Origin of the sequence: Streptomyces scabiei 87.22 (genome assembly GCF_000091305.1) — a bacterium.
Lineage (GTDB): Bacteria > Actinomycetota > Actinomycetes > Streptomycetales > Streptomycetaceae > Streptomyces > Streptomyces scabiei.
Window position 1 is genome coordinate 72,640 of the sequence record NC_013929.1, and the last position, 20,300, is coordinate 92,939.

The following is a 20,300-nucleotide window of genomic DNA, read 5'->3' on the forward strand; positions in this document are numbered from 1 at the left end:
GCGCGCCGGCCGGCCTCGACGTCCTCGGGCTTCACCGCGCGGATGCCGGTCAGGTCCAGGGAGCGGGCGAAGGCGGCGTACTGGACGTCCGGGAGCTCCTGCGAGGGCAGGAAGGACGGCGCGCCCTCCATCGCCCGCATCTCCAGCCCGGCGGTCTTGTGGAAGGTGGCATCCTGGGCGTATCTCGTGCATCTCCACCAGCACCGACGGCACGAACTTCACCCAGGTCGCCACCGGCACCTGGGCCGGCGACCGCGCCACCAAGGTGGCCGAACGGCCCGCCCGGAACGTGGGCTTCGTACGGATCCGGGCCAACTCGGCCACCGGCGGCTACGCGAACATGGGCGGCGTGAGGATCGGCGGCCGGACGGCCAGCCGGCACTGCTGTCCACCACGCTGCCCGGCGACGCCACCGGCTGGTCGCCCGGCACAGCGGCAAGGCCGCCGACGTGGAGGGCGGGACCACCGCGAACAACAGCAACGTGCTGCAGTGGCCCTGGCTCAACAAGGCCAACCAGAAGTGGACCTTCACCAAGACCGGCGACGGCTACTACAAGATCAAGACGCTGCGGAGCGTCACCTCCTGAGCGCCCCAGCCCCTCGACCCGCACGTCCCCACGCGGAAGAGCCGCACGTCCCCACCCAGCAAAGAAGGGCCGCACATGCACACCACCCGAAGACTCGCCGCCAGACTCACAGCCACGGCATCCGCCACCTGTCTGGCCGCTGTCGGACTCGCCCTGGTCCCGGCGGCAGACGCCTCGGCCGCGGGCGCGCCGCAGGGCGGCCACGTCTACGCGCTGACAGCGGCGCACAGCGGCAAGAACGCCGCCGTGCTGTCGGACTCCCTGGCCAACGGCGCGAGGGTCGTGCAGAAGACGGTCTCCGGCGGCCCCGGCCAGTTGTGGGAGGCGGTCGACCACGGCGACGGCACCTTTTCGCTGGTCAACATCAACAGCGGCAAGTGCATGGACATCCAGAACGGTTCCTTGAACGCGGGGGCTGCGATCATCCAGTGGCCCTGCACCGGCGCCGGCAACCAGCGCTGGACCTTCAGCGGTTCGGCGGTCGTCTCCGCCCGCAGCGGCCTGTGCCTGGACGTCTCCGACAACTCCACCGCGGAGGACCACGCGATCATCCAGTGGACCTGCCGGAACACGACCAACCAGCAGTGGAGCCTGACCGAGCGCCCGCGCTCGGCGACCTGGGGCCCGGCCATGGTCAGCGGCGGCCAGACCTTCACCTCGCAGACCATCCGGATGGTCGTCCATAACAACACCTCCGGCGCGGGGCTGCGCATCCGGCTGTCCAACCTGCGCAGCACCGCTGCGCTCTCGGTAGGTGCCGTCACGGTGGCCGTCCAGTCCAGCGGCGCCACCGCGGTCGCGGGCACCACGCGTACCGTCACCTTCGGCCGGTCGGCCACGCCCACCATCCCAGCCGGGCAGGAAGTGACCAGCGACGTCATCCCGATGCCGGTCGTCGCGGAGCAGAACCTGCTGGTGAGCGTCCACCTCCCGGGCACCACCGGCGCCTCGACCTACCACAACGATGCCCACCAGACCTCCTACCTGTCCGCCGCGGGCACCGGCAACCACGCGGCCGAGGAGGCCGCGACGAACTTCACCACCACCACGGCCCGCTGGTTCTACGTCGCCGGACTCGACGTCGTGTCACCCACGGCCAAGGGAACCGTCGTGGCCATCGGCGACTCCATCACCGACGGCTCCAGCGCCACCAACAACGCCAACCAGCGCTGGCCCGACTACCTCGCCCGGCGGCTCCAGGCCCAGTCCGGCGGCCAGCGCCTCGGCGTCGTCAACGCGGGCATCGGCGGCAACCGCGTGGTCACCGACAGCCCTAGCGCGCAGCAGGGCATCGCGGCCAGGACCCGGTTCTCCCACGACGTCCTGACCCAGCCGGGCGTGAAGAACGCCATCGTGCTGGAGGGCATCAACGACATCAACAACACCACCACCCCCACCCCCGCCGACCAGATCATCGCCGGCTACCAGACCATGATCGACCAGGCACACACGGCCGGTGTCCGAATCATCGGCGGGACGATCCTGCCGCACTCCTCGCAGACCGCCGCCAAGGCCGCCATCCGCGCCCAGGTCAACGACTGGATCCGCACCAGCGGCGCCTTCGACGCGGTCATCGACTTCGACGCGGCGCTCCGGGACCCGGCCAACCCGGCGCGATTGCTCCCCGCCTACGACAGCGGCGACCATCTGCACCCCAACAGCGCCGGCATGCAGGCGATCGCCAACGCCGTGGACCTCGCGCTGCTCACCTCCTGAGCGGTGCCCACCTCCCGGACCGCGTAGTTCCGTTCGGCGCCCCCTCTCCCGTACGGGGCACCGGACGGAACGGGCCGTCATCCGTGCGCCTGCGGGCAGCTGCTGCCGACGGTGACGATGACGGCCGAGGCATGCCGGCTCCTCAAGGCCATCATGGAGACCGCCGTGGACGACGAGCCGACCACACGCAAATCCTTGCCGCATCAAGGTGCCGGTAGGAAGAGGCGGCTGAGCGGCGCATCGCCACGGTCACCCAAGTCGACGCGCTGGCCAACGCCGTCGGGATGCAGTGGCGTCTCATGATCTACCTCGGCGCCTACAGTCCGATGAAGAGGCGTACCCGGATGTTCGCACTTCGGACGGAGTCCTTTCCTGCGTCCGAAAACGCCGTAGGGATAGAGCTTCTCGACCAGGCCAAGACAATGTACCCGCCCTCTCCAAAAGCTGGGTCGACACCGACTTCACGATCACCGTCATCGAGCACGGCGCCAACCTCGGAATCGATGTCGAAGTCGTCAATAGAAACCCGGAAATCCGCGGCTTTCACGTCGTCAAAAGGCGCGGGTAGTAGAACGAAGCCTCGGTTGGCTCATGCTGCACCGACGCCTGTCCCGCGATTACACCCTTCCCGCCAGCTCCGAAGCCGTGATCCACCCTGGGGCGTGGCCGGCCGTGCGATGACGGGCAGGTCGTAGCCGCACGGCCGTACCGGTCGTCCACTCCCCCACGCCCACGGCGCGGATGACGACGGTCAGTTGCTCGGGCACCTCCCCGTGCGCGGCCTCGTACCCCTCGATGAGATCGGCGCGGACCTTGGTGTGCAGGGCGAACCTTCATGACGGCTCCTCCGACGGCATGGCTTCCCCGGTCGGCGCGGCTGCGGGGACAGGAGTGTCCGGGGCCAGCAGGCCCTCGGCGCGCAGCTCGTCCCACAGGGCGGCCGGAATCGGGCGCCGCAGCTGTTCCACGGTGTCACGCACCTCCTGCGAGGAGCGCGCCCCGGTCAGGACGCTCGCGACCGCGGAATGGCCGAACGGGAAGCGCAGACAGTCACACTCCAGCGTGATTGAACTGGACTGCCCGGCCATCGACACGGAAGACTGCGGCACCAGGGCCTCCTGATGTTGCTCGGTGATTGGACACCAACGAGCTGTTCAGGAGGCGCTGTCACGTCGGCTGGGCCGGTGGGGGGCCGCGCCGCCTGGGCGCCCGGCGGCGCGACGGGCAGGCTCGATGCAAGACTTCGGCCGCTTCCCCATTCATCGGATGTATAGCTGGATGGCGGCTGTGGGCACAGGAGCGTCGACCGACAGTGAACATCGGCCGCACTTCACTGCCGATGGTTACCCATGGGCAGGTGGGCACGCGGTGCGGTAACGGGTGCGGCGGGCGGTGGAGTCCGTGGGCGGTGTCGCGCAAGCCGGCGCACTGGCCCTTGCCAACCTGGGTGACATCGGCGTAGCGTCCTCCCGAATCCAGATACATCGGAGGACTGGTCGCCAGATCCGGTGTTCTCCCATGTCTCGGTCTCAGGCTGACCCTCACTCACTCCACGTCGAGAGCGGTCCGCGCATGCCCCTGTGCCGACCAGTCGCCTGCCCGGTCGCCGGCCTCGCCTCTCTCCCGCAGGCGAGTACGCCACCTTCCCCCCGTCGCCCCGACGGCTTACCGCCCTGACTCGAGAGAGAACGGCCATGAAGCTCGCTCGCCCCCGCTCCACCGCCGCCACCGCCGCCGCCGTACTAGCGATCATGGCGCTCGCCACCGCATGCAACCGCGAGACCACGGACTCCTCGAGCGGCGACGAGCCCACCATCGGCATCGACCTGCCTCGCGCCGACTCCGACTTCTGGAACTCCTACGGGCATTACCTGAAGAAGGACATCAGATCCGCGGACGTCGACGCCCTGCCGGTCAGCAACTCGCAGAGCGACGTCAGCAGGCTCGTCGCCAATGTCCAGTTGTTCCAGAACATGGGCGCCGAGGCCATCATCATGGCGCCCCAGGACTCCGGCGCCATCGCCTCCACCCTGGACACGCTGTCGGCTGCGAAGGTCCCGGTGATCAGTGTCGACACCCGGCCCGACAAGGGCGACGTCTACATGGTGGTGCGCGCCGACAACCGGGCGTACGGCACCAAGGCGTGCGAGTTCCTCGGCGAGCAACTGGGTGGCAAGGGCAAGGTCGCCGAGTTCCAGGGCGCCCTGGACTCCATCAACGGACGCGACCGCTCGGCGGCGTTCGCGCAGTGCATGAAGGAGAAGTACCCGAAGATCAAGGTCCTCGAGCTGCCCACCGAGTGGAAGGGCGACGTCGCCTCCGCCAAGCTCCAGTCGCTACTCGCCCAGCACCCCGACCTGAACGGCATCTACATGCAGGCCGGCGGCGTCTTCCTGCAGCCCACCCTGGCGCTCCTCGAGCAGAAGGGCTTGCTCAAGCCTGCGGGCAATAAGGGCCACATCACCATCGTCTCCAACGACGGCATCCCGCAGGAACTCGACGCCATCCGCGACGGGTACATCGACGCGACCGTCTCCCAGCCCGCCGATCTGTACGCCAAGTACGCGATGTACTACGCGAAGGCCGCAGCGAAGGGCAGGACCTTCAAGCCGGGTCCGACCGACCACGACTCGACCATCGTGAAGATCCCCAACGGTCTGGAGGACCAGCTGCCCGCTCGGCTGGTGACCAGGGACAACGCGGACGACAAGTCGCTGTGGGGCAACAGCCTCCCCCGGTGAACGACAGGCCCAGCCGACCGCGGTGGGTGAACCAGTCGCCGTGGGATCCGCTGCCGGTCAGGCGGCGGATCGCCGAGCGGTTGTCCGGGGTGGTCGGGCCCGAGGTGTGGGTGATCGACGACGTGTCGTTCCCCAAGTGCGGCAGCGCGTCGGTCGGGGTGGCCCGCCAGTACTGCGGAGCGGTCGGCAAACGGGCAAACTGCCAGGTCGCGGTCAGTGCGTTGTGGCTAACCGGATTTCGTTCGAGGTGTGCGGCGCGGGTGATCATCTGGACGGAGGTTCGGGTGCGGTCGCGGGCATGAGAGAACGGGCCCCTTGGTAGTGACGCGGTTACGACACCAGCACGACCAAGGAAGCCCGTTGCCCGATCAGTTGAGCAGCATCTCTGTGCCTGCGTCCACCGCGGTCACCCCTGGGTGTGACTGCTACGTGCACCGGTTCGGTTCGCTCGCTCCGGGACGGCGGGCAGCCTGCTATCCCAGTGACATGACGGATGCGGAGTGGGCCGAGGTCCGCGCCGCGATGCCGGTGCCGGCCTGGCTCCTGAAGCGGGGCGGGCGCCCCGAGGCGTACTGCCACCGGACAATGCTCGACGCGGTGCGCTACCTGGTCGACAACGGCGTGAAGTGGACGGCTCTGCCGGTCGATTTTCCGTACTGGCGGGCGGTCTACGACTTCTTCCGCCGCTGGCGGGCCTACGACTATGCGCGTGAGCTGTACGAACGCCTGCGACATTCGGCGAGGGAACGCTCAGGCCGCAACGCCGAGCCCAGTGCCGGGATCATCGACAGTCAGTCGGTGGACGCCTCCGAGACCGTCGGCGAGGACAGTCGCGGATACGACGGCGGCAAGTCACGTGACGGCCGCAAGCGTCACATCCTGACCGACACCGAGGGTCTGCTCCTGGAAGTGACCGTGACCACGGCCGATGTGCACGACTCCAAGGCCGCCCCCGCACTGCTGGAGACGTTCATGCAGCAGCCGGGACGGCTGCTGCAACTGGTGTGGGTCGACAGTGCCTACCAGGGTCCGGCGCTGGCGAGGGCGTTCGCCCGTCACGGAGTCCGGACCGAGGTCGTGCGCCGCTGCGACGGGCAACGCGGATTTGTCGTACTGGCCCGCAGGTGGGTCGTGGAGCGGACGCTGAGCTGGCTGGCCCGCTCACGCCGCCTCAACCGCGACCACGAACGCCGCCCCGACCACCACGCCCAGATGGTGTGGTGGGCCGCCGTGATCAGACTGTCCCGGCGCCTGGCCGCAGACGCTCCGCGCTGGCCGGAGAAGCGTCCCGGCCGACTGCCCCGGGCGCGGGCATGAACCGTCCGTCGTTCGCCCGCACCAGCCAGCCCCGCTTCTCCAGCACGTAGGCACGGTGCCGGATCTTCTCCACCTCGTTCTTGATCTCCGCTTCCCGGCCCACCGCCCGCGTCAGTTCCACCCCGTTCACCGGCCCCGAAGCGGCCACCATCGCGGCGAACACCTCCCGATACAGGCCGCTGAGCACCTCCTCGCCCATGCCCGACCGCCACACCGGCGGCCGCTCACCATGCCCCACGCCGGAGCCGCTCGACCCCAGGGCAGCAGCCATCTCGCCACCAGACGGCACCAGAACCGGCGTATTCACCGGGCTCTCCCCAGCCAGCACCGACACAAGTTCCTCACGCCCCACCCGGGCCCGCTCGACCCGCTCCCGCGCGGCATCCACCTCCGCCTGAGCCTGCTCCAGGACCTCCGTCCAGGACTCCAGATCCTGCCTCGCCCGCGCCTCACGCTGTTCCATCAACCTCAGCACCGACGGCATCGCACCCTCCTCGATCCACAACAAGCCGTCCGCTGCCTGCCCCTACCCCGCCGCGATCATGCCCCGCACACGACGAAGCCCCTGCTCACCGAACAGGGACTCCCTTTGCCACAACGCACTGAGCCTCGCCCAGATCCGGGCCGCCCTCAAACGCAGCGGACGCACCCGGTCCTTCGACACCGAGTCCGAACGCCTGCGCAGCGTCTTCCGCGCCGAGTACGCCCACCACCTCCCGGCCGTCGAGGACGCCTTCGGCCAGCAACTGCTGGCCCTGCTCAAGCAGCTGGACGCCACCTGCCAGGCCGCGGACGACCTCGCCACGGCCACCGAAGCTGCCTTCCATCAGCACGCCGACAGCGAGATCCTGCTCAGTTTCCCCGGCCTGGGTCCCCAGCTCGCAGCCCGTGTCCTTGCCGAGATCGGCGATGACCGGACCCGCTTCGCCGACGCCAGAGCACTCAAGTCCTACGCCGGATCCGCCCCGATCACCCGCGCCTCCGGCAAGAAACGCTTCGTCGGCCGCCGCTTCGTCAAGAACAACCGGCTCATGCACGCCGGGTTCCTGTGGGCCTTCTCAGCCCTCCATGCCTCTCCTGGAGCGAACGCCCACTACCGCCGCCGACGCGAGCACGGCGACTGGCACAACGCCGCCCAGCGCCACCTGCTCAACCGCTTCCTCGGACAGCTTCACCACTGCCTCCAGACCCGGCAGCCGTTCGATGAGCAACGTGCCTTCACACCGCTGCTTCAAGCATCCGCGTGACTCGGAAGACGGCCGCAGGCCGCGTCAGCGAGTGCCAGACACGCCTTCTTGCGAGGCCGCGCCATCCGAACGCCGAGATTCAGTGAGGGTGCGAAGGTCAGCGTCCAGCATGCGGATCAGCTCGCCAACCCGTCCGCCGCCATCCGGCGCCGTCGGGAAGCGCTTGAGCACGTCAACGACGATCGGTGTTGCACGATGCATCATCCGCTTGAGGTGTTCAGCACCGACGCTCCGATCGTCGTCAGCGGCGATTTCGGCCGCTCGGGCTGCATAAGCGCTGGCTCCGAGACTGTGCTTGACCTGGGTGGCCTTGGCCAACGGATGCAGATAGGCGGCGCCTGCCGCAGACATCGCTGCCCACGCTGCCTCGCGCGCAGCCGCAGTCTCCGCGCTCTTGGCCGCCTTGAGAGCCGCCGACGCTGTGTCGCGCAAAGATTTCCGGCGCTCGCCGCCCCGGGCGAATGCCCACGCGGCACTGATGGCGTCTCGAGGTCGTAAGTCGTCCGGCTGATCAGCCTCGAATATTTCCAGGACGCCCTCCGCGCATGCCGCAGCGAACGCGGTGACCTCACGAAGATCCTGCTTGCTCAGAACGATCTCGCTCGCTTCCCCTGTCATGCCCCCATCCTCGATGACTCCCACCGGACAGCGCGGCGGGAAGGCGGTCTTGGCCGCTCCTGCTGGCTGGCCTCCGAAGCAGACAGGATCTTCGGACTTGACTTGTTAACCCCCTAATCCCGGATTACGCCGGGTAGTTGCGTGGATCGCGTTCGTGCCGGGGGCTGAGTCTGCGGTAGTCGGACGGCCACGAGATCGTGCGCTCGATCACCGAGCGGCGGCGGTCCAACAGTTCGCCGGGCCCATGAAGGACGACCCGATGTCTTGAACGGCCCGGCCACCAATCACAAAGGCAATGCCCGCCTGGTGATGGTCACCGGAATGGTGGGGCGGCCGACGACCCCGCGGGGCGGCACCCATCCGGATGCGCGGAATCGTGTCCGCCGCTCAGCGGTCGTCCGGGGGGACAGGGCTGGACGGATCGGAGACCTTGCCGGGCCGGGTGAGGGTTCCGTTCATCCACGAGGCGGCGAGTTCTGTCCGGGAGCCGGTGCCGGTGCGCCGGAACAGTCGGGTCAGGCGCTGTTCCACAGTCTTGTGGCTGCAGGCGAGTTGTGCGGCGATCTGCCGGTTGGTCGCGCCATCACTGACCATGCGTACCAGCGCGATGTCGGGTTCGCTCAGAGTCTGGTGGGCTTGACGGAATCTCGGAACGGGGATGTCGCGCCGTTGTGTGACGCGGGTGACGACGGTACGGAATGGGCCTCCGAGGCCGAGGCGCTGGGCATTGCGCATGGCCTCGGTCAGCCAGGTTCGGGGTGTGTCGGCGAGGTCCGCCAGGCACATGCTGGCGGCGATGCTCAGGTGGACGTCACCTCGGCGGCTGATCAAGCGGTGGGCGGTCAGTGCGCTGTCCGTGTTGCGATGGGCGATGCCTCGTGCGAGGAGGAGAGCCTCATAGGTCGTCGGCGTGGCGGCCTCCTCGTGCAGGGTTTCCAGTTCCTCCAGGGTCTGCTGGATCGTCTGGGGCTGGTCTTGTAGCGCGGCGAGCGACAGGATGCGCAGCAGCAGCCGTTCGACGTCGGCGAGTTGGCCGTTCTTGCGTGCCTGCCGCGCGTCGTGCCGGGCGCTGTTCAGCGCCTCTTCTGCTCGTCCGGACTGGTACCGGAGGGCCAGGCGTGTGCGCGCAGCCAGGGGGTGGGTGAGGGTGTCGGGGACCAGATCGAGCCACGCACGGGCGTATGCGATGTCCCCGCGGGCGCAGTGCATCTCCGCAGCCAGCACCCGCGGCAGGTGGGGGACGCCCGCCGTTCGGTGGGTGCGGCTGCGTACTTCGATGCGGCGGGCGGTTGCCAGCGCGGCCTCCCAGTTTCCCGCCAGGTAGTCGCGCACCATGCGTCTTCGCGCCCCTGGCCCACCTCGGCTGGAGCGCCTGCTGGCTGGGCACCGCAGCCGGCGCCCTTTCCCGCACCCTGCGGCTGCTGCGCAGCCCCGAGGAACGCCGCCGCCGCGACCTCAAGAGCGAGCTGCTGCTGACCCGGCTGTCCCGGGCCCGCCAGCGCATCGACACCGTGCAGGCCATGCTCAGCCACGCCACCGGCGTGTACGTCTCGCTGCCCGATCGGGAACGCGGTGGCGCCCCCTGGCAGTTGCTCGTCAACGCCCTGAAGGTGACGGCCTCCGAGCAATGCCCGGCCGCCGTGGACGAGCTGATCGAGCTGGTCGGACTGCGCCACGGCTATCTGCGGCACCAGCCGCTCGGCCTGGAGCGCGCCCTGCGCGATCTGCGGTCCGCCTCGCTGAACTACGGCAACGACCGGCTGCACCTGGCCAACGGCTCGCTCAGCCTGCTGGACCAGGAGACCACCCTTGCCTGACACCGTCCCCCGCCCGTCGGCCACCGCGTCCCCGGCCCGGCGTCGGCCGTCCGCCCGGGCGGACGGCCCACCCGGCGCTCCCGCGGCCCGCCTGTGGACACCGGCTCCCGGCGTTGTCGTCGCCCTGGCACCCGCGGACGCCGTGCTGGCGGCGCCCGCGGCCGTGCAGCGGCTGCGCCCCGAGGAGTACCGCTCGGCCGCCGGCATGGCGGCCTGGCGGGCCCGCGAACACCTGGCCGGCCGGGCGCTGCTGCGGCTGCTGCTCGCCGAGACGGCCGGCGAGGCAGGCGCCCGCGCCCCGGTGATCCCCGAGCCGGGCGGTCGCCCCAGGCTTCCCGGTTTCCCGGACACAGGGGTGAGCATCTCGCACAGCGGCCCGTACGCGGCCGCCGCCGTGGCCACCGGACTGGACGTCGGCGTCGACGCCCAGGTGCCCCGGCCGCCCTCGGCCGCGCTGCTGCGCCGCTGCTGCGCACCCGGGACGGCGGCACGCCTGGCGAGCCAGCCGCCCGAGCGGGCCGCCGTCGCCTTCGCCCGGATCTGGGCCGTCCAGGAGGCGTGCGTGAAGGCGCGCGGCACCGGCCTGTCCGGCGCGCCCTGGCGGGTGCGCGCAGGGCCGGAAGGGCAGGACGGCTCCTGGGGGGCACTGCAGTGGCGACGACCGCCCTGGCACGACGCGGCCGGCGCCGAACCGGTCGCCGTGGCCTGCGCCTTCGGACCGCCCGAGGCCCACCCCGCGCACCCGGCGGACGCCCCCCGCAGCCGCCCGGACCCGGCGCCCCGAACGTCCTGACCACCACACCCGTCCTGTGGAGAAACCGATGCGTACCGATGCCACCCGCCCCATCAGCCGGGGACTGAGCTGCTACACGGAGAACCTCGCCGGCTACCTGGCCGCGCGGGCCCCCGCCCGCGCCGATCTGACCGCCCGCTCCGTGCGGCTCGCGGTCGACCCGGCCACCGGCCGCTTCTCACACCACGACCGCGCCCTGAACAACCTGCCCGACGGGCGCAGGCTCGCCTACCGGGGCGCCCCCGACGCCGAGGCAGCCCTCACGGGCATCGCCGTCGAACTGGCCGGGCACGCCCGGGTGCTGGCGGTCGCCGACAGCGGCGCGCTGCCCTGGCTGTCCGGCGCGGCGGACGCCCACGCGCCCCACCTGATCCTCGTGGACGGCCGTACGCCCGACGGGGGATGGCACGTGGTGGACGGCTTTACCGCCCTGTTCAGCGGCGGCGGACATCAGGAACCGTTCGCCGGAGAGCTGTCCGGGGCCGAGCTGACGGCCCTGCTGGCCTTCCCCCGGGGCCTGTCGGAGGTGCACCGCGCGCGCAACGCCCTGGCCTTCGGCTTCCCCGTCCCCACCCCGGCGCAAGAGACGTACCAGTGGCTGGCCGAGGAACAGGGCACGACCGCGGAACACCTGCCCGGCGAACCCTGGCTGACGGGGGCCGGCGCGCTGGAGGAGACCGCGCGGCTTGTACTGGCGGACCTGCGGGACGATGGCGAACGGGGCGTGCTGGAGGACGTCTGGGCGGCGGCGCAGCACCACATCTTCCGCGACGCGCACCTGCTGACCGCGGACGGGGCACTGTCCCCCGAGGAACGCCGGGCCGTCGACGCCACCACCGCGAAGTGGCGCGAACTTCCCCGCCTGCTCCGCTTCGCCGCCAACTCGGCCCGCCGGGGCCGCCCCCGGCCGTCCCTGGTCACCAGCGCGTTCACCGCCCTCGCGGAACTCGAGGCGGCGGCCTCCCCGCTGCACGCCGCCCACGGCTACGGCGTGCCCACGGCACTCACCGACGTCTCGTCACACGCCGGGCAGGGGAGCTGATCACGGTGCCGACCACGCTCACCCTGTGGGACCGCTTCGCCCGCACGGCCGCCCGCCACCCGGACCGCCCGGCGCTCGTCGCCGGGACCACCACACTCACCTACGCGCAGCTGCGCGCCCACGCCGAATCCCTGGCCGCCCGGCTCACCGCCGACGCGCCCCCGCCCCGCCGCGTCGCCCTGCTGGCGGCACGGACCCCAGTCACCTACGCGGCCTACCTGGCGGTGCAACGGCTCGGCGCCGCGGTGGTGCCGCTCAACCCAGCGGCTCCATCTGGACGCAACGAGGCCGTCGTACAACAGGCCGACGCGGCACTGGTTCTGGCCGACGCGACCAGCGACAGCGGACCGGCGGGACGGGCCGCGCCCCTCCTCCCAGTCGCCCTGACGGACCCGTCCAAGGCACCGGACCTGCGCGGCCTGCCCGGGCCCGGGCCGCACGACACCGCCTACGTCCTGTTCACCTCGGGCTCCACCGGCCGGCCCAAGGGAGTGGTTATCCGGCACGCCAACACCGACGCCTACCTTGACCACGCGGTCGAACGCAGCGGCGCCGGGCCGGACAGCCGTCTCTCGCAGACCTTCGGCCTCACCTTCGACCCTTCCGTGTTCGACATGTTCGTTGCCTGGAGCACCGGCGCGGCCCTCGTCGTGCCCAGCGCGGACGACCTGATGGACCCGGCCGGATTCGTCCGGCGGCACCGGCTGACCCACTGGTTCTCCGTGCCGTCGGTCGTCTCGCTCGCGGCCCGGCTGCGCCGACTGCCGCCGGACTCCATGCCGACGCTGCGCTACGCGGCCTTCGCCGGCGAACCCCTCACCGTTCGGCACGCCCGCGCCTTCGCCGAGGCCGCGCCCGCAGCCTGTCTGGAGAATCTGTACGGCCCCACCGAACTGACCGTCACCTGCACCGGCTACCGCCTGCCCGCCGACCCGGCCACCTGGCCGCAGACCGCCAACGGCACCGTGCCCATCGGCACGGCCCACCCCGGCGCCGAGACCGTCGTCGTCGACGAGCGGATGCGCCCCGCCGACCAGGGCGAACTCCTCGTACGCGGCCCGCAACGGTTCCCCGGCTACCTGGACCCGGTGGACGACCCGGGACGGTTCGCCACCGGCGAGCCGGACACGGGACTCACCCCCTACGAGGGCGGTCCCCTGACCGGCTCCCAGTGGTACCGGACCGGGGACCGAGTGGCCCGCGAGGGTGACGACTTCGTCCACCTCGGCCGCCTCGACAACCAGGTCAAGATCAGCGGCTACCGCGTCGAACTGGGCGAGGTCGAGGAGGCCCTGCGCTCGTGCCCCGGTGTCGCCGACGCCGTGGTCGTGGCCCGCACCGAACGCTCCACCTCCGTCCTGGAGGCCGTCTACACCGGAGACGCTCCCGACCCCGCCCCGCTGTTGGCGGCTTTGCAGGAACGGCTGCCCGCCTACATGGTGCCCCGCACCCTGCTGCGCCTGCCCGAACTGCCTCGCAACCTCAACGGCAAGACCGACCGCAAGGCCGTCCAGGCCGCCCTGGACACGGCCCGCCCGGCCGCATCCGGCCCGCTCCGCCCGACCCCCACGGCCCGGCCCGCCCCCGGCGCCCGCCGCACCACCCGCCTCCCGGAAGGAACCCGGTGACGTGACCGCGCCCACCACCCCCACCGCGCTGCCCGGCCGTGAGGAGTTCTGCTCCGCCATGGCGCAGCTCGCCACCGGCGTCGCGGTCATCACCACCGCCGGCCCCGACGGTCCGGTCGGCTGCACCGCCAACGCGGTGCTCTCCCTGTCCACCGAGCCGCCCTCGGTCCTCGTCTCGCTCGCCGCCAGCGGCCGCACCGTACGGCACGCCCGCGCGCACGGCAGCTTCGCGGTCAACATCCTCGGCTGGCAGCAACGGGATCTGATGCACCGTTTCGCCCGGCTGCCCCCGGCGGAACGTTTCGACGGCGTCCCCCACCGGGACGAGGAGGGCTGCCCGGTCCTGACGGCCACTGCCGCGACCGTGGTGTGCCGCCTCGACCAGGCGCCCACCGTGCTCGACCACACCCTGCTGATCGGACGGGTCCTGTGGACCGCGCAAGACCCCACCGCGCCGGCCCTGGTGCTCTACCAGCGCCACCAGCACCCCGTGGCCGGCTGACCCCGGCCGCGCCACCCACCCACCCCACCCGCACGCACCAGGACAGGAATTGGGCATGAGCGTCTTCGCCACCATGGAATCAGAGGTCCGCAGCTACAGCAGGGCCTGGCCCACCGTGTTCGCCACCGGACGCGGCGCCGTGCTGCGCGACGAGTCCGGACGGTCCTTCATCGACTTCTTCGCCGGCGCCGGCGCCCTCAACTACGGGCACAACCCGCCGGAACTGAAGGCCGCGCTGCTGGACTACCTCTCCGGGGACGGCGTCACCCACGGCCTCGACATGCACACCACCGCCAAGCGTGTCTTCCTGGAACGCCTGCGCGACCTGGTCCTCACCCCCCGCGGCCTGGACTACCGCGTCCAGTTCCCCGGCCCCGGCGGCACCAACGCCGTCGAAGCCGCACTCAAGCTCGCCCGGAAGATCACCGGTCGGCACACCGTGGCCTACTTCCAGCGCGGCTTCCACGGCATGACGCTCGGGGCCCTTGCCATCACCGCCAACTCGGCGAAGCGCGCCGGAGCCGGAGTACCACTGCCGCACACCGTCCCCGTGCCCTTCGACAACTCCTCGGACGACGAGGGGAAGTCGGTGGCGCGGCTCGTCGGGTCACTGGACGGTGTTGCCGCGGACGGGCCGCTCGCGGCGGTGGTGGTGGAGACTGTCCAGGGCGAGGGCGGCGTCAACCCTGCCCGGTCGGCCTGGCTGCGCGCCCTGGCCGCCTGGGCCCAAGAGCACGGAACACTCCTCGTGGTGGACGACATCCAGATGGGCTGCGGACGTACCGGACCGTTCTTCTCCTTCGAAACGGCCGGAATCGTTCCCGACCTCGTCTGCCTGTCCAAGTCCATCAGCGGGTACGGGACGCCCATGGCCCTGACGCTCATACGCCCCGAGTACGACGTGTGGAAGCCCGGCGAGCACAACGGCACGTTCCGCGGGTACAACCCCGCGTTCGTCACCGGGGCCCGCGCTCTGGAGCTGTTCTGGTCCGACCGCGCTCTGGAGAACCGCACCAGCACCCTGGGCGAACGGGTGCGCCGCGCCCTCACCGAGACGGCCCGACGGCACGGGCTGGCCGCCCCGCGCGGGCGCGGTCTGGCCTGGGGTCTGCCCTTCGACCGCCCCGGCGCGGCCCGCGAGGTGTGCGACGCCGCGTACCGGGGCGGCCTGTTGCTGGAGACGGCCGGGCCCCACGACGAAGTGGCCAAGGTCCTGCCGCCGCTGACCGTGGCCGACGAACACCTGGAACAGGGCCTTGGAATACTCGACGAAGCCGTCACCTCGGTGGTCGCCAGGCGAACGCTCGCAGCCTGAGCGGGCCTCAGCTGGCCGGCGACGGACATGCCGGCCGGCGCCCGACGCGGCAGATCAGGACCCGTCCATGACGAAATCCCGCGGCGGCGAACAGGCCACGGGGCTAGCGAAGGGGAGAGCGGATGTCGGTCGACCTGGCGGGCTTCCTCGGTGTGGTGATGGTGGCCTACATGGTCCCCGGCCCGGACTTCCTGGTGGTGGTCCGCTCGGCTGCCGAGCATCCCGCCAAGGGACGCGCCGCGGCGCTGGGCGCCCAGACCGGGCTGTGCGTGCACATGCTCGCCGCCGCCGCGGGGCTGTCGTTGATCGCCGCCCGCTCACCCGTGGTCTACGACGCCATCAAACTGCTCGGCGCGGCCTACCTGGTCTACCTCGGGATCCGGGCAGTCCTGGCCGCCCGGCGGACCGCCCACGAGCGCCGCACCGAAACAGCAGCGGCAGCCCGCCCGGACGGGCTCATAGCCCCGCGGACCCAGGCCCCGGACGAACCGTCCAGCGGCCGCCGGCGGTCCGGCTTCACCGAGGGCTTCCTCACCAACGTGCTCAACCCCAAAGCGGCCCTGTTCTTCCTCAGCATCCTTCCGCAGTTCGTGCACGACGGCGGCTCGACCGCGCAGCAGATCTTCTTCCTCGGCATCCTCGACGTCCTGATCGGCGTCGTCTACTGGTTCGCCCTCGTCGCCGTCGCCGCGCGGCTGCGGGCCTTCCTCGCTCGGCCCGAGATCCGCCACCGCTGGGAGCTGACGACCGGCTGGCTGTTCATCGCCATCGGCATCGGCGTCGCCGCGGCCTCCTGAAGCTTCCCCTTGATCGTGGACGCCCGGAGACTGGGACGTGAGACCCGCGCCGATCACAGCTTCAGTGGTGACCCGCACGCTGTCGAGGGCGACGCAGCGTTACTGACTTCGGCTCGTCAAGGTGACGCTGGATCGACGAGGGTCAGGCCGGTACCGGCTATGAAACCGTCGAGGGTGTGGGGCCGATACTGGAGGCGCTTGAGCCGGTTGCGGACCAGCGTTTCGAGCCGGTCGAGGGCGACCACTGCGAGGTTGGCCAGGCTGCGTTTGACGTGTGCCCATACCCATTCCACGGGGTTGAGATCGGGTGAGTAGGCGGGGAGCAGGAACACCGTCAGCCATTCGCGCTCGGCGATCAACTCACGCATGGCGTGGGAGACGTGGGTGTTCAGGCGGTCCCAGACCAGCACGATCGGCGCCTTGACGAGGTGGTGGGTGCCGTCGATCAGTGCGATGAAGTCGCGCTCGCCCATGCTGCGACGTGCGCCTTTGCCGGCGGGGTGGGTACGCAGGCGGTGGCACAGCCGGGTGCGGGAGCCGGGCCGCATCGCGATCAGTCCGGCCACCGACAGGCGTCCTGAGCGTCGTCCGCTGACGGTCACGACCGGGGTGCGGCCGCGCCGGCCCCAGGTACGTCCTTTGGGCGGTCGGCGGGTGAACCCGGCTTCGTCCTCGAAGCAGATGTAGCCTCCGCAGGCCGCCCGGGCTCTTTTACCTCGTCCCAGGTCGCCTCCTTCCAGGCGGTGACGGCCTGCTCGTCGCGCTCGGCGACCCGCCGCGCGGGGAGCTGGGGGCTGAAGCCGAGCCGGTGCATCAGCCTGGTGGCACCCGAGACGCTGTAGGAGACGTGGAACTTCCTGCCGATGAGCGTGGCCACCCTTGCCGCGGTCCACACCTGGTCCTCCACCCAGCCATGCTCGGCCGGCCCCTCCTCGAGATACCCGGCCAGCTTCTCCAGACAGCGAGGGGACAGTCGGCATCGCGATCCGCTCGGGCCATGGGAGGCCAGAGCCTCACGACCGCCGACCCGCCACAGTTGGTGCCACTGGTAAGCCGACTTCAGGCTCACCCGCAGGTGCTGTGCGACCTCCGACGGCTTGCTCTTCTGCTCGAACAGCTCGGCTGCCTGCATCCGTACTGTTTCCCGGCGCTGCCGCCCCGCAGCGGTCAGCCCACCCCCATCCGCATACCTCACAACACCACGGATATAGCCACCGCCCCAGGCCCTTCAGGGAGTTCAAGAAACTTCACCCTAACGAGCCGAAGTCAGTATAGACGGATGATGACGAGGGCGATGTCGTCTGGGCTGCCGCCGGCGACGGCGAGGCGGGTCAGCAGAGTGTCGGCCAGCTGGGCAGGGGCGAGGGTGCGGTCCTGGGCCAGGGCTGTGGTCAGGCGCGCGAGGCCGGTGTCAATGTCCTCGCCGCGGCGTTCGATGAGGCCGTCGGTGTACAGCACCAGGGTGTCACCGGGGATGTAGGGCAGGCCGGCCTGGGGGCGCGGAACGTGGTGCGGGCGGGCGCCGAGCGGCGGATCGGTGGCCTGGTCCAGCAGGTCGCAGGTCCCGTCGGAGTGGAGCAGGACGGGTGGCGGGTGTCCGGCGTTGCTGTAGATGATCAGCCTGCTGCGGGTGTCGATGAGTACTTTGACCGCGGTTGCGGCCGTTGCGCCTTCGAGGGAGCGGGCGTACAGGCCGAGGACTTCCAGGGCCTGGGCGGGGCTGGGGATGGCGCGGATGACCGCGCTCAGGGCGCTGCGCAGCATGCCCATGACCGCCGCGGCGTGCAGGCCGTGGCCGACGACATCCCCCACAGCCGCCGAGTAGCGGTCGGGGGCAGATCGACGACGTCGTACCAGTCGCCGCACACGTTCAGTGATGTGGTCGCCGGCAGGTAGCGCACGGCGATGGTGTCGCGGTGCCGGTCCAGGTCAGGCGCGGAGAGCATGGCTGCCTGCAGGGTGACGGCGACCGCCGTTCACGGGCGTGGGCCTGACGCAGTTCCTCGTTCAGCCGGTACACCTCGCGGGCCCGCACGTACAGCTCAGAGGCCATGCCCTCCTCCCGCTCGGTGAGCTCACTGGCCAGCTCGCGCGCTCGGCGCGCCTGGACGAAGGCGGTGACATCCTCGGCCCGCTGGACGATCCACTGCACCGCGCCGTCCGGCCCGGGAAGCGGCGTGTGGATATTGGACCACCATCTCTCCTCGAACGCACCTGGCTGATCGGGGGCGGAGATGTCATAGCGCTGCAGTACCAGGGTGTCCGCTTCCCCGGTGTCCAGGACCCGCAGCAGGGATGCCTTCGGGCTCCGTTGCGCGTCGTCCAGGGCGCCGGGATTCTGGGGCAGGGCGTCGAAGAAGTGCCTCCCGACCAGGTCTTTCCTGGTCCGCCCGGTGGCCGTCAGGTACGCCGCGTTGACGTAGCGGATCACCAGGTCCGCGTCGAGAACCAGGTACGGGCTTGGCGTGGCGTCGAAGAACGCCGTGACGTCGATGTCCGCTGTCATCGCGGTCCGCTGTCGTCGGGCGCTCTCAGTGCCTGCGAGCGCGACTGCTCCTACACCTCACTGTAGGAGCAGTCCAGCGGGCGGGCTCACCAGCTGATTCTGCGCAGGGTGGCGTGGGCCGGACAGGAAGAGGTGTAGAGCCACTGTGGCCTGCGGCTGCAGATGCTGCTTGTCGGGTGCGGGGTGCGGGGTGTCGGGGTGGCTGGGGTCCGGTGGTTTGGAGGCGCAGGTTCCACTGCTTCACTGGGCCCCAGCCATGAGGCCCGGTTCCCGGGAAGGTGAGGTTCCCCCGAGATGCGGAGGAAGTTGACAGCGGGTCAGATGGGACTCATGAGAGGACCTGTGACCATGGCTGCACCCCGGAAATACTCGCTCGAGTTGCGTGAGCGTGCGGTACGGATGTACCGCACCACCGAGCCGAAGCCGCAGATCAAGAAGCTGGCCGTCGACCTCGGCGTGCACCCCGAGGCCCTGCGCGGCTGGATCCGCCAGGCCGAGGCGGACGCCGGCGAACGCGACGACCGTCTCACCACCGACGAACGCGCCGAGCTCGCGGCCCTGCGCAAGGAGAACGCCCAGCTCAAGCGGGCCAACGACGTCCTGCGGACGGCCTCGGCTTTTTTCGCGGCGCAACTCGACCCGACCCGGCCCAGGTGACGGCGCTCGTTGACGAGCATCCCCGCCTGGGAGTCGAGTGCGTCCTGCGGGAACTGCACATCCCCTCCTCCACCTACTACCGCTGGCGCCGCGCGGAGAAGGAACCGTGCGAACGGCGACGCCGCGACGTCGAACTGGCCGAGCGGATCAAGGAGATCCACGCGGAGTCCGGCGGCAATTACGGATCGCCGCGCGTGCACGCCGTCCTCAGACGCGAGGGCACACGCGTGGGCCGCAAGCGGGTCGAGCGCCTGATGCGCGAGGCCGACATCGCGGGGATCAGCCCGCGGCGGAAGGGCTTCACGCGCCGCGATCCCAAGGCCAGCCTCGCCCCGGACCTGGTCAACCGGGACTTCACCGCACCGGCGCCGAACCGGTTGTGGGTCACCGACCTCACGATGGTCTCCACCGGCGAGGGACCGTTGTGGCTCTCCGCGATCCGGGACGCATTCTCCCGGCGGGTGGTCGCGTGGGAGACCTCCGCCCGCGCGGACGCCGACCTGGTCCTGACCACGCTGGAGTACGCGCTCGCGTCCCGCGAGGTCGAGCCGGGCAAGCTCATCCACCACGCCGACCACGGCTGTCAGTACACGTCCATCAAGCTCACAACCCGGCTGATGCGGGCGGGAGTTGAGGCGTCCATGGGCTCCGTCGGGGACTCGTACGACAACGCCCTCGCGGAGAACCTCTGGATGCTCATCAAAACCGAGGGCCTCCGTGGCCGCACCTTCACCACGAGGGCCGAGGCGAATCTCGCGCTCTTCGAGTACATCGACGGCTTCTATAACTCCCGCCGCATCCAGGAACGGCTCGGCTTCCTCAGCCCGATCGAGTTCGAGGAGAAGTACTACGCCGAGCAGGCGACGGCCGAACCAACGAATCTGAACACCCGTCAACCCCTGCTGACCAGCTGACCAGCTGATCAGCGGCTCCCGCATGACGGGGGAACCTCAAGGTGGTAGCTACACTGTTTGCCCGGAGAGATGTCCTGATCCGGGACATGCCTGTGGGCCCCGG

General features: G+C 70.5%; 17 protein-coding genes and 7 pseudogenes. 17 read left to right on the plus strand and 7 right to left on the minus strand.

The window, feature by feature from the left end:
- The first annotated feature begins 449 nt into the window (after positions 1-449).
- The 4 genes and pseudogenes from SCAB_RS49325 to SCAB_RS44180 form a co-directional block, all read left to right on the plus strand.
- On the plus strand, positions 450-587 hold the full coding sequence (locus tag SCAB_RS49325; RefSeq protein ID WP_012998041.1) for an RICIN domain-containing protein: 138 nt from the start codon (positions 450-452) through the stop codon (positions 585-587).
- Positions 588-662: 75 nt separating this feature from the next.
- On the plus strand, positions 663-2,303 hold the full coding sequence (locus tag SCAB_RS00295) for a GDSL-type esterase/lipase family protein (protein WP_012998042.1): 1,641 nt from the start codon (positions 663-665) through the stop codon (positions 2,301-2,303).
- A 114-nt stretch (positions 2,304-2,417) separates the two neighbouring features.
- Positions 2,418-2,635 (plus strand): annotated as a pseudogene (locus SCAB_RS49525) (tyrosine-type recombinase/integrase); the annotation flags it as partial.
- Between the two features lie 45 nt (positions 2,636-2,680).
- Positions 2,681-2,984 (plus strand): annotated as a pseudogene (locus SCAB_RS44180) (IS5/IS1182 family transposase); the annotation flags it as partial.
- A 152-nt stretch (positions 2,985-3,136) separates the two neighbouring features.
- On the opposite strand, the pseudogene SCAB_RS00300 reads toward SCAB_RS44180, so the two are convergent.
- Positions 3,137-3,355 (minus strand): annotated as a pseudogene (locus SCAB_RS00300) (hypothetical protein); the annotation flags it as partial.
- 642 nt (positions 3,356-3,997) lie between these two features.
- On the opposite strand from SCAB_RS00300, the gene SCAB_RS00305 reads away from it, so the two are divergent.
- The 3 genes and pseudogenes from SCAB_RS00305 (at position 3,998) to SCAB_RS00315 (ending at position 6,361) form a co-directional block, all read left to right on the plus strand.
- Positions 3,998-5,044, plus strand: coding sequence for a sugar ABC transporter substrate-binding protein (locus SCAB_RS00305; protein ID WP_012998045.1), 1,047 nt, complete (start codon positions 3,998-4,000; stop codon positions 5,042-5,044).
- Between the two features lie 32 nt (positions 5,045-5,076).
- Positions 5,077-5,346: pseudogene (locus SCAB_RS48150) on the plus strand (transposase); the annotation flags it as partial.
- 184 nt (positions 5,347-5,530) lie between these two features.
- Complete coding sequence (locus SCAB_RS00315; RefSeq protein WP_049875623.1) at positions 5,531-6,361, plus strand: IS5 family transposase; 831 nt, start codon at positions 5,531-5,533, stop codon at positions 6,359-6,361.
- On the opposite strand, the gene SCAB_RS46820 is transcribed toward SCAB_RS00315, so the two are convergent.
- Entirely contained in the window at positions 6,279-6,845 is a 567-nt protein-coding gene (locus tag SCAB_RS46820; protein ID WP_041668749.1) for a BAR domain-containing protein, read from the minus strand. The genes SCAB_RS00315 and SCAB_RS46820 overlap by 83 nt on opposite strands.
- Before the next feature lie 118 nt (positions 6,846-6,963).
- On the opposite strand from SCAB_RS46820, the pseudogene SCAB_RS00320 reads away from it, so the two are divergent.
- A pseudogene (locus SCAB_RS00320) lies at positions 6,964-7,608 on the plus strand (IS110 family transposase); the annotation flags it as partial.
- 24 nt (positions 7,609-7,632) lie between these two features.
- Here SCAB_RS00320 and SCAB_RS00325 read toward each other — a convergent pair.
- The 3 genes and pseudogenes from SCAB_RS00325 to SCAB_RS00330 form a co-directional block, all read right to left on the minus strand.
- Positions 7,633-8,226: a putative immunity protein gene (locus tag SCAB_RS00325; protein ID WP_041670244.1), complete on the minus strand. Its 594-nt coding sequence runs from the start codon at positions 8,224-8,226 to the stop codon at positions 7,633-7,635.
- 124 nt (positions 8,227-8,350) lie between these two features.
- Positions 8,351-8,461 (minus strand): annotated as a pseudogene (locus tag SCAB_RS47625) (IS5/IS1182 family transposase); the annotation flags it as partial.
- 152 nt (positions 8,462-8,613) lie between these two features.
- The gene (locus SCAB_RS00330) at positions 8,614-9,561 is read right to left on the minus strand and encodes a helix-turn-helix transcriptional regulator (protein WP_061451818.1); all 948 of its coding nucleotides are present in this window, start codon (positions 9,559-9,561) and stop codon (positions 8,614-8,616) included.
- On the opposite strand from SCAB_RS00330, the gene SCAB_RS44200 reads away from it, so the two are divergent.
- The 7 genes from SCAB_RS44200 (at position 9,516) to SCAB_RS00365 (ending at position 16,120) form a co-directional block, all read left to right on the plus strand.
- Positions 9,516-10,043 carry an acyl-CoA dehydrogenase family protein gene (locus SCAB_RS44200; protein WP_012998049.1) on the plus strand — a complete coding sequence of 176 codons (528 nt, stop codon included), beginning with the start codon at positions 9,516-9,518 and terminating at the stop codon, positions 10,041-10,043. The two genes, SCAB_RS00330 and SCAB_RS44200, sit on opposite strands and share 46 nt — an antisense overlap.
- Positions 10,036-10,836, plus strand: a complete 801-nt coding sequence (locus SCAB_RS43560) for a 4'-phosphopantetheinyl transferase family protein (protein WP_049875625.1) — start codon at positions 10,036-10,038, stop codon at positions 10,834-10,836. Before SCAB_RS44200 ends, SCAB_RS43560 begins: the two co-directional genes overlap by 8 nt.
- 28 nt (positions 10,837-10,864) lie before the next feature.
- Complete coding sequence (locus tag SCAB_RS48155) at positions 10,865-11,878, plus strand: hypothetical protein (protein ID WP_049875626.1); 1,014 nt, start codon at positions 10,865-10,867, stop codon at positions 11,876-11,878.
- Positions 11,879-11,883: 5 nt separating this feature from the next.
- Positions 11,884-13,506 (plus strand): amino acid adenylation domain-containing protein, encoded by a 1,623-nt coding sequence (locus SCAB_RS00350; protein ID WP_012998052.1) that lies wholly within the window; start codon positions 11,884-11,886, stop codon positions 13,504-13,506.
- A gap of 1 nt (position 13,507) precedes the next feature.
- Positions 13,508-14,008 (plus strand): flavin reductase family protein, encoded by a 501-nt coding sequence (locus SCAB_RS00355; protein ID WP_012998053.1) that lies wholly within the window; start codon positions 13,508-13,510, stop codon positions 14,006-14,008.
- 55 nt (positions 14,009-14,063) lie between these two features.
- The gene (locus SCAB_RS00360; RefSeq protein WP_012998054.1) at positions 14,064-15,323 is read left to right on the plus strand and encodes an aspartate aminotransferase family protein; all 1,260 of its coding nucleotides are present in this window, start codon (positions 14,064-14,066) and stop codon (positions 15,321-15,323) included.
- 122 nt (positions 15,324-15,445) lie between these two features.
- Positions 15,446-16,120, plus strand: coding sequence for a LysE family translocator (locus tag SCAB_RS00365; protein ID WP_012998055.1), 675 nt, complete (start codon positions 15,446-15,448; stop codon positions 16,118-16,120).
- A gap of 116 nt (positions 16,121-16,236) precedes the next feature.
- Here the strand turns inward: SCAB_RS00365 and SCAB_RS49530 are convergent.
- Both SCAB_RS49530 and SCAB_RS00380 read right to left on the minus strand, forming a co-directional pair.
- Positions 16,237-17,315, minus strand: a protein-coding gene (locus tag SCAB_RS49530) for an IS630 family transposase (protein ID WP_422126112.1) whose coding sequence is annotated in 2 segments (ribosomal slippage) — positions 16,237-16,814 and positions 16,814-17,315 — 1,080 coding nt in all. Because the reading frame shifts where the segments join, the coding sequence is not laid out codon by codon here.
- A 71-nt stretch (positions 17,316-17,386) separates the two neighbouring features.
- Positions 17,387-18,626, minus strand: a pseudogene (locus tag SCAB_RS00380) (PP2C family protein-serine/threonine phosphatase).
- A 348-nt stretch (positions 18,627-18,974) separates the two neighbouring features.
- Between SCAB_RS00380 and SCAB_RS00385 the strand changes: the two are divergent.
- On the plus strand, positions 18,975-19,283 hold the full coding sequence (locus SCAB_RS00385) for a transposase (RefSeq protein ID WP_041668893.1): 309 nt from the start codon (positions 18,975-18,977) through the stop codon (positions 19,281-19,283).
- A complete protein-coding gene (locus tag SCAB_RS00390) occupies positions 19,280-20,197 on the plus strand; it encodes an IS3 family transposase (protein WP_012998059.1) in 918 nt (305 codons plus the stop codon). The genes SCAB_RS00385 and SCAB_RS00390 overlap by 4 nt, the downstream gene beginning before the upstream one ends.
- The last annotated feature ends 103 nt before the right edge of the window (positions 20,198-20,300 follow it).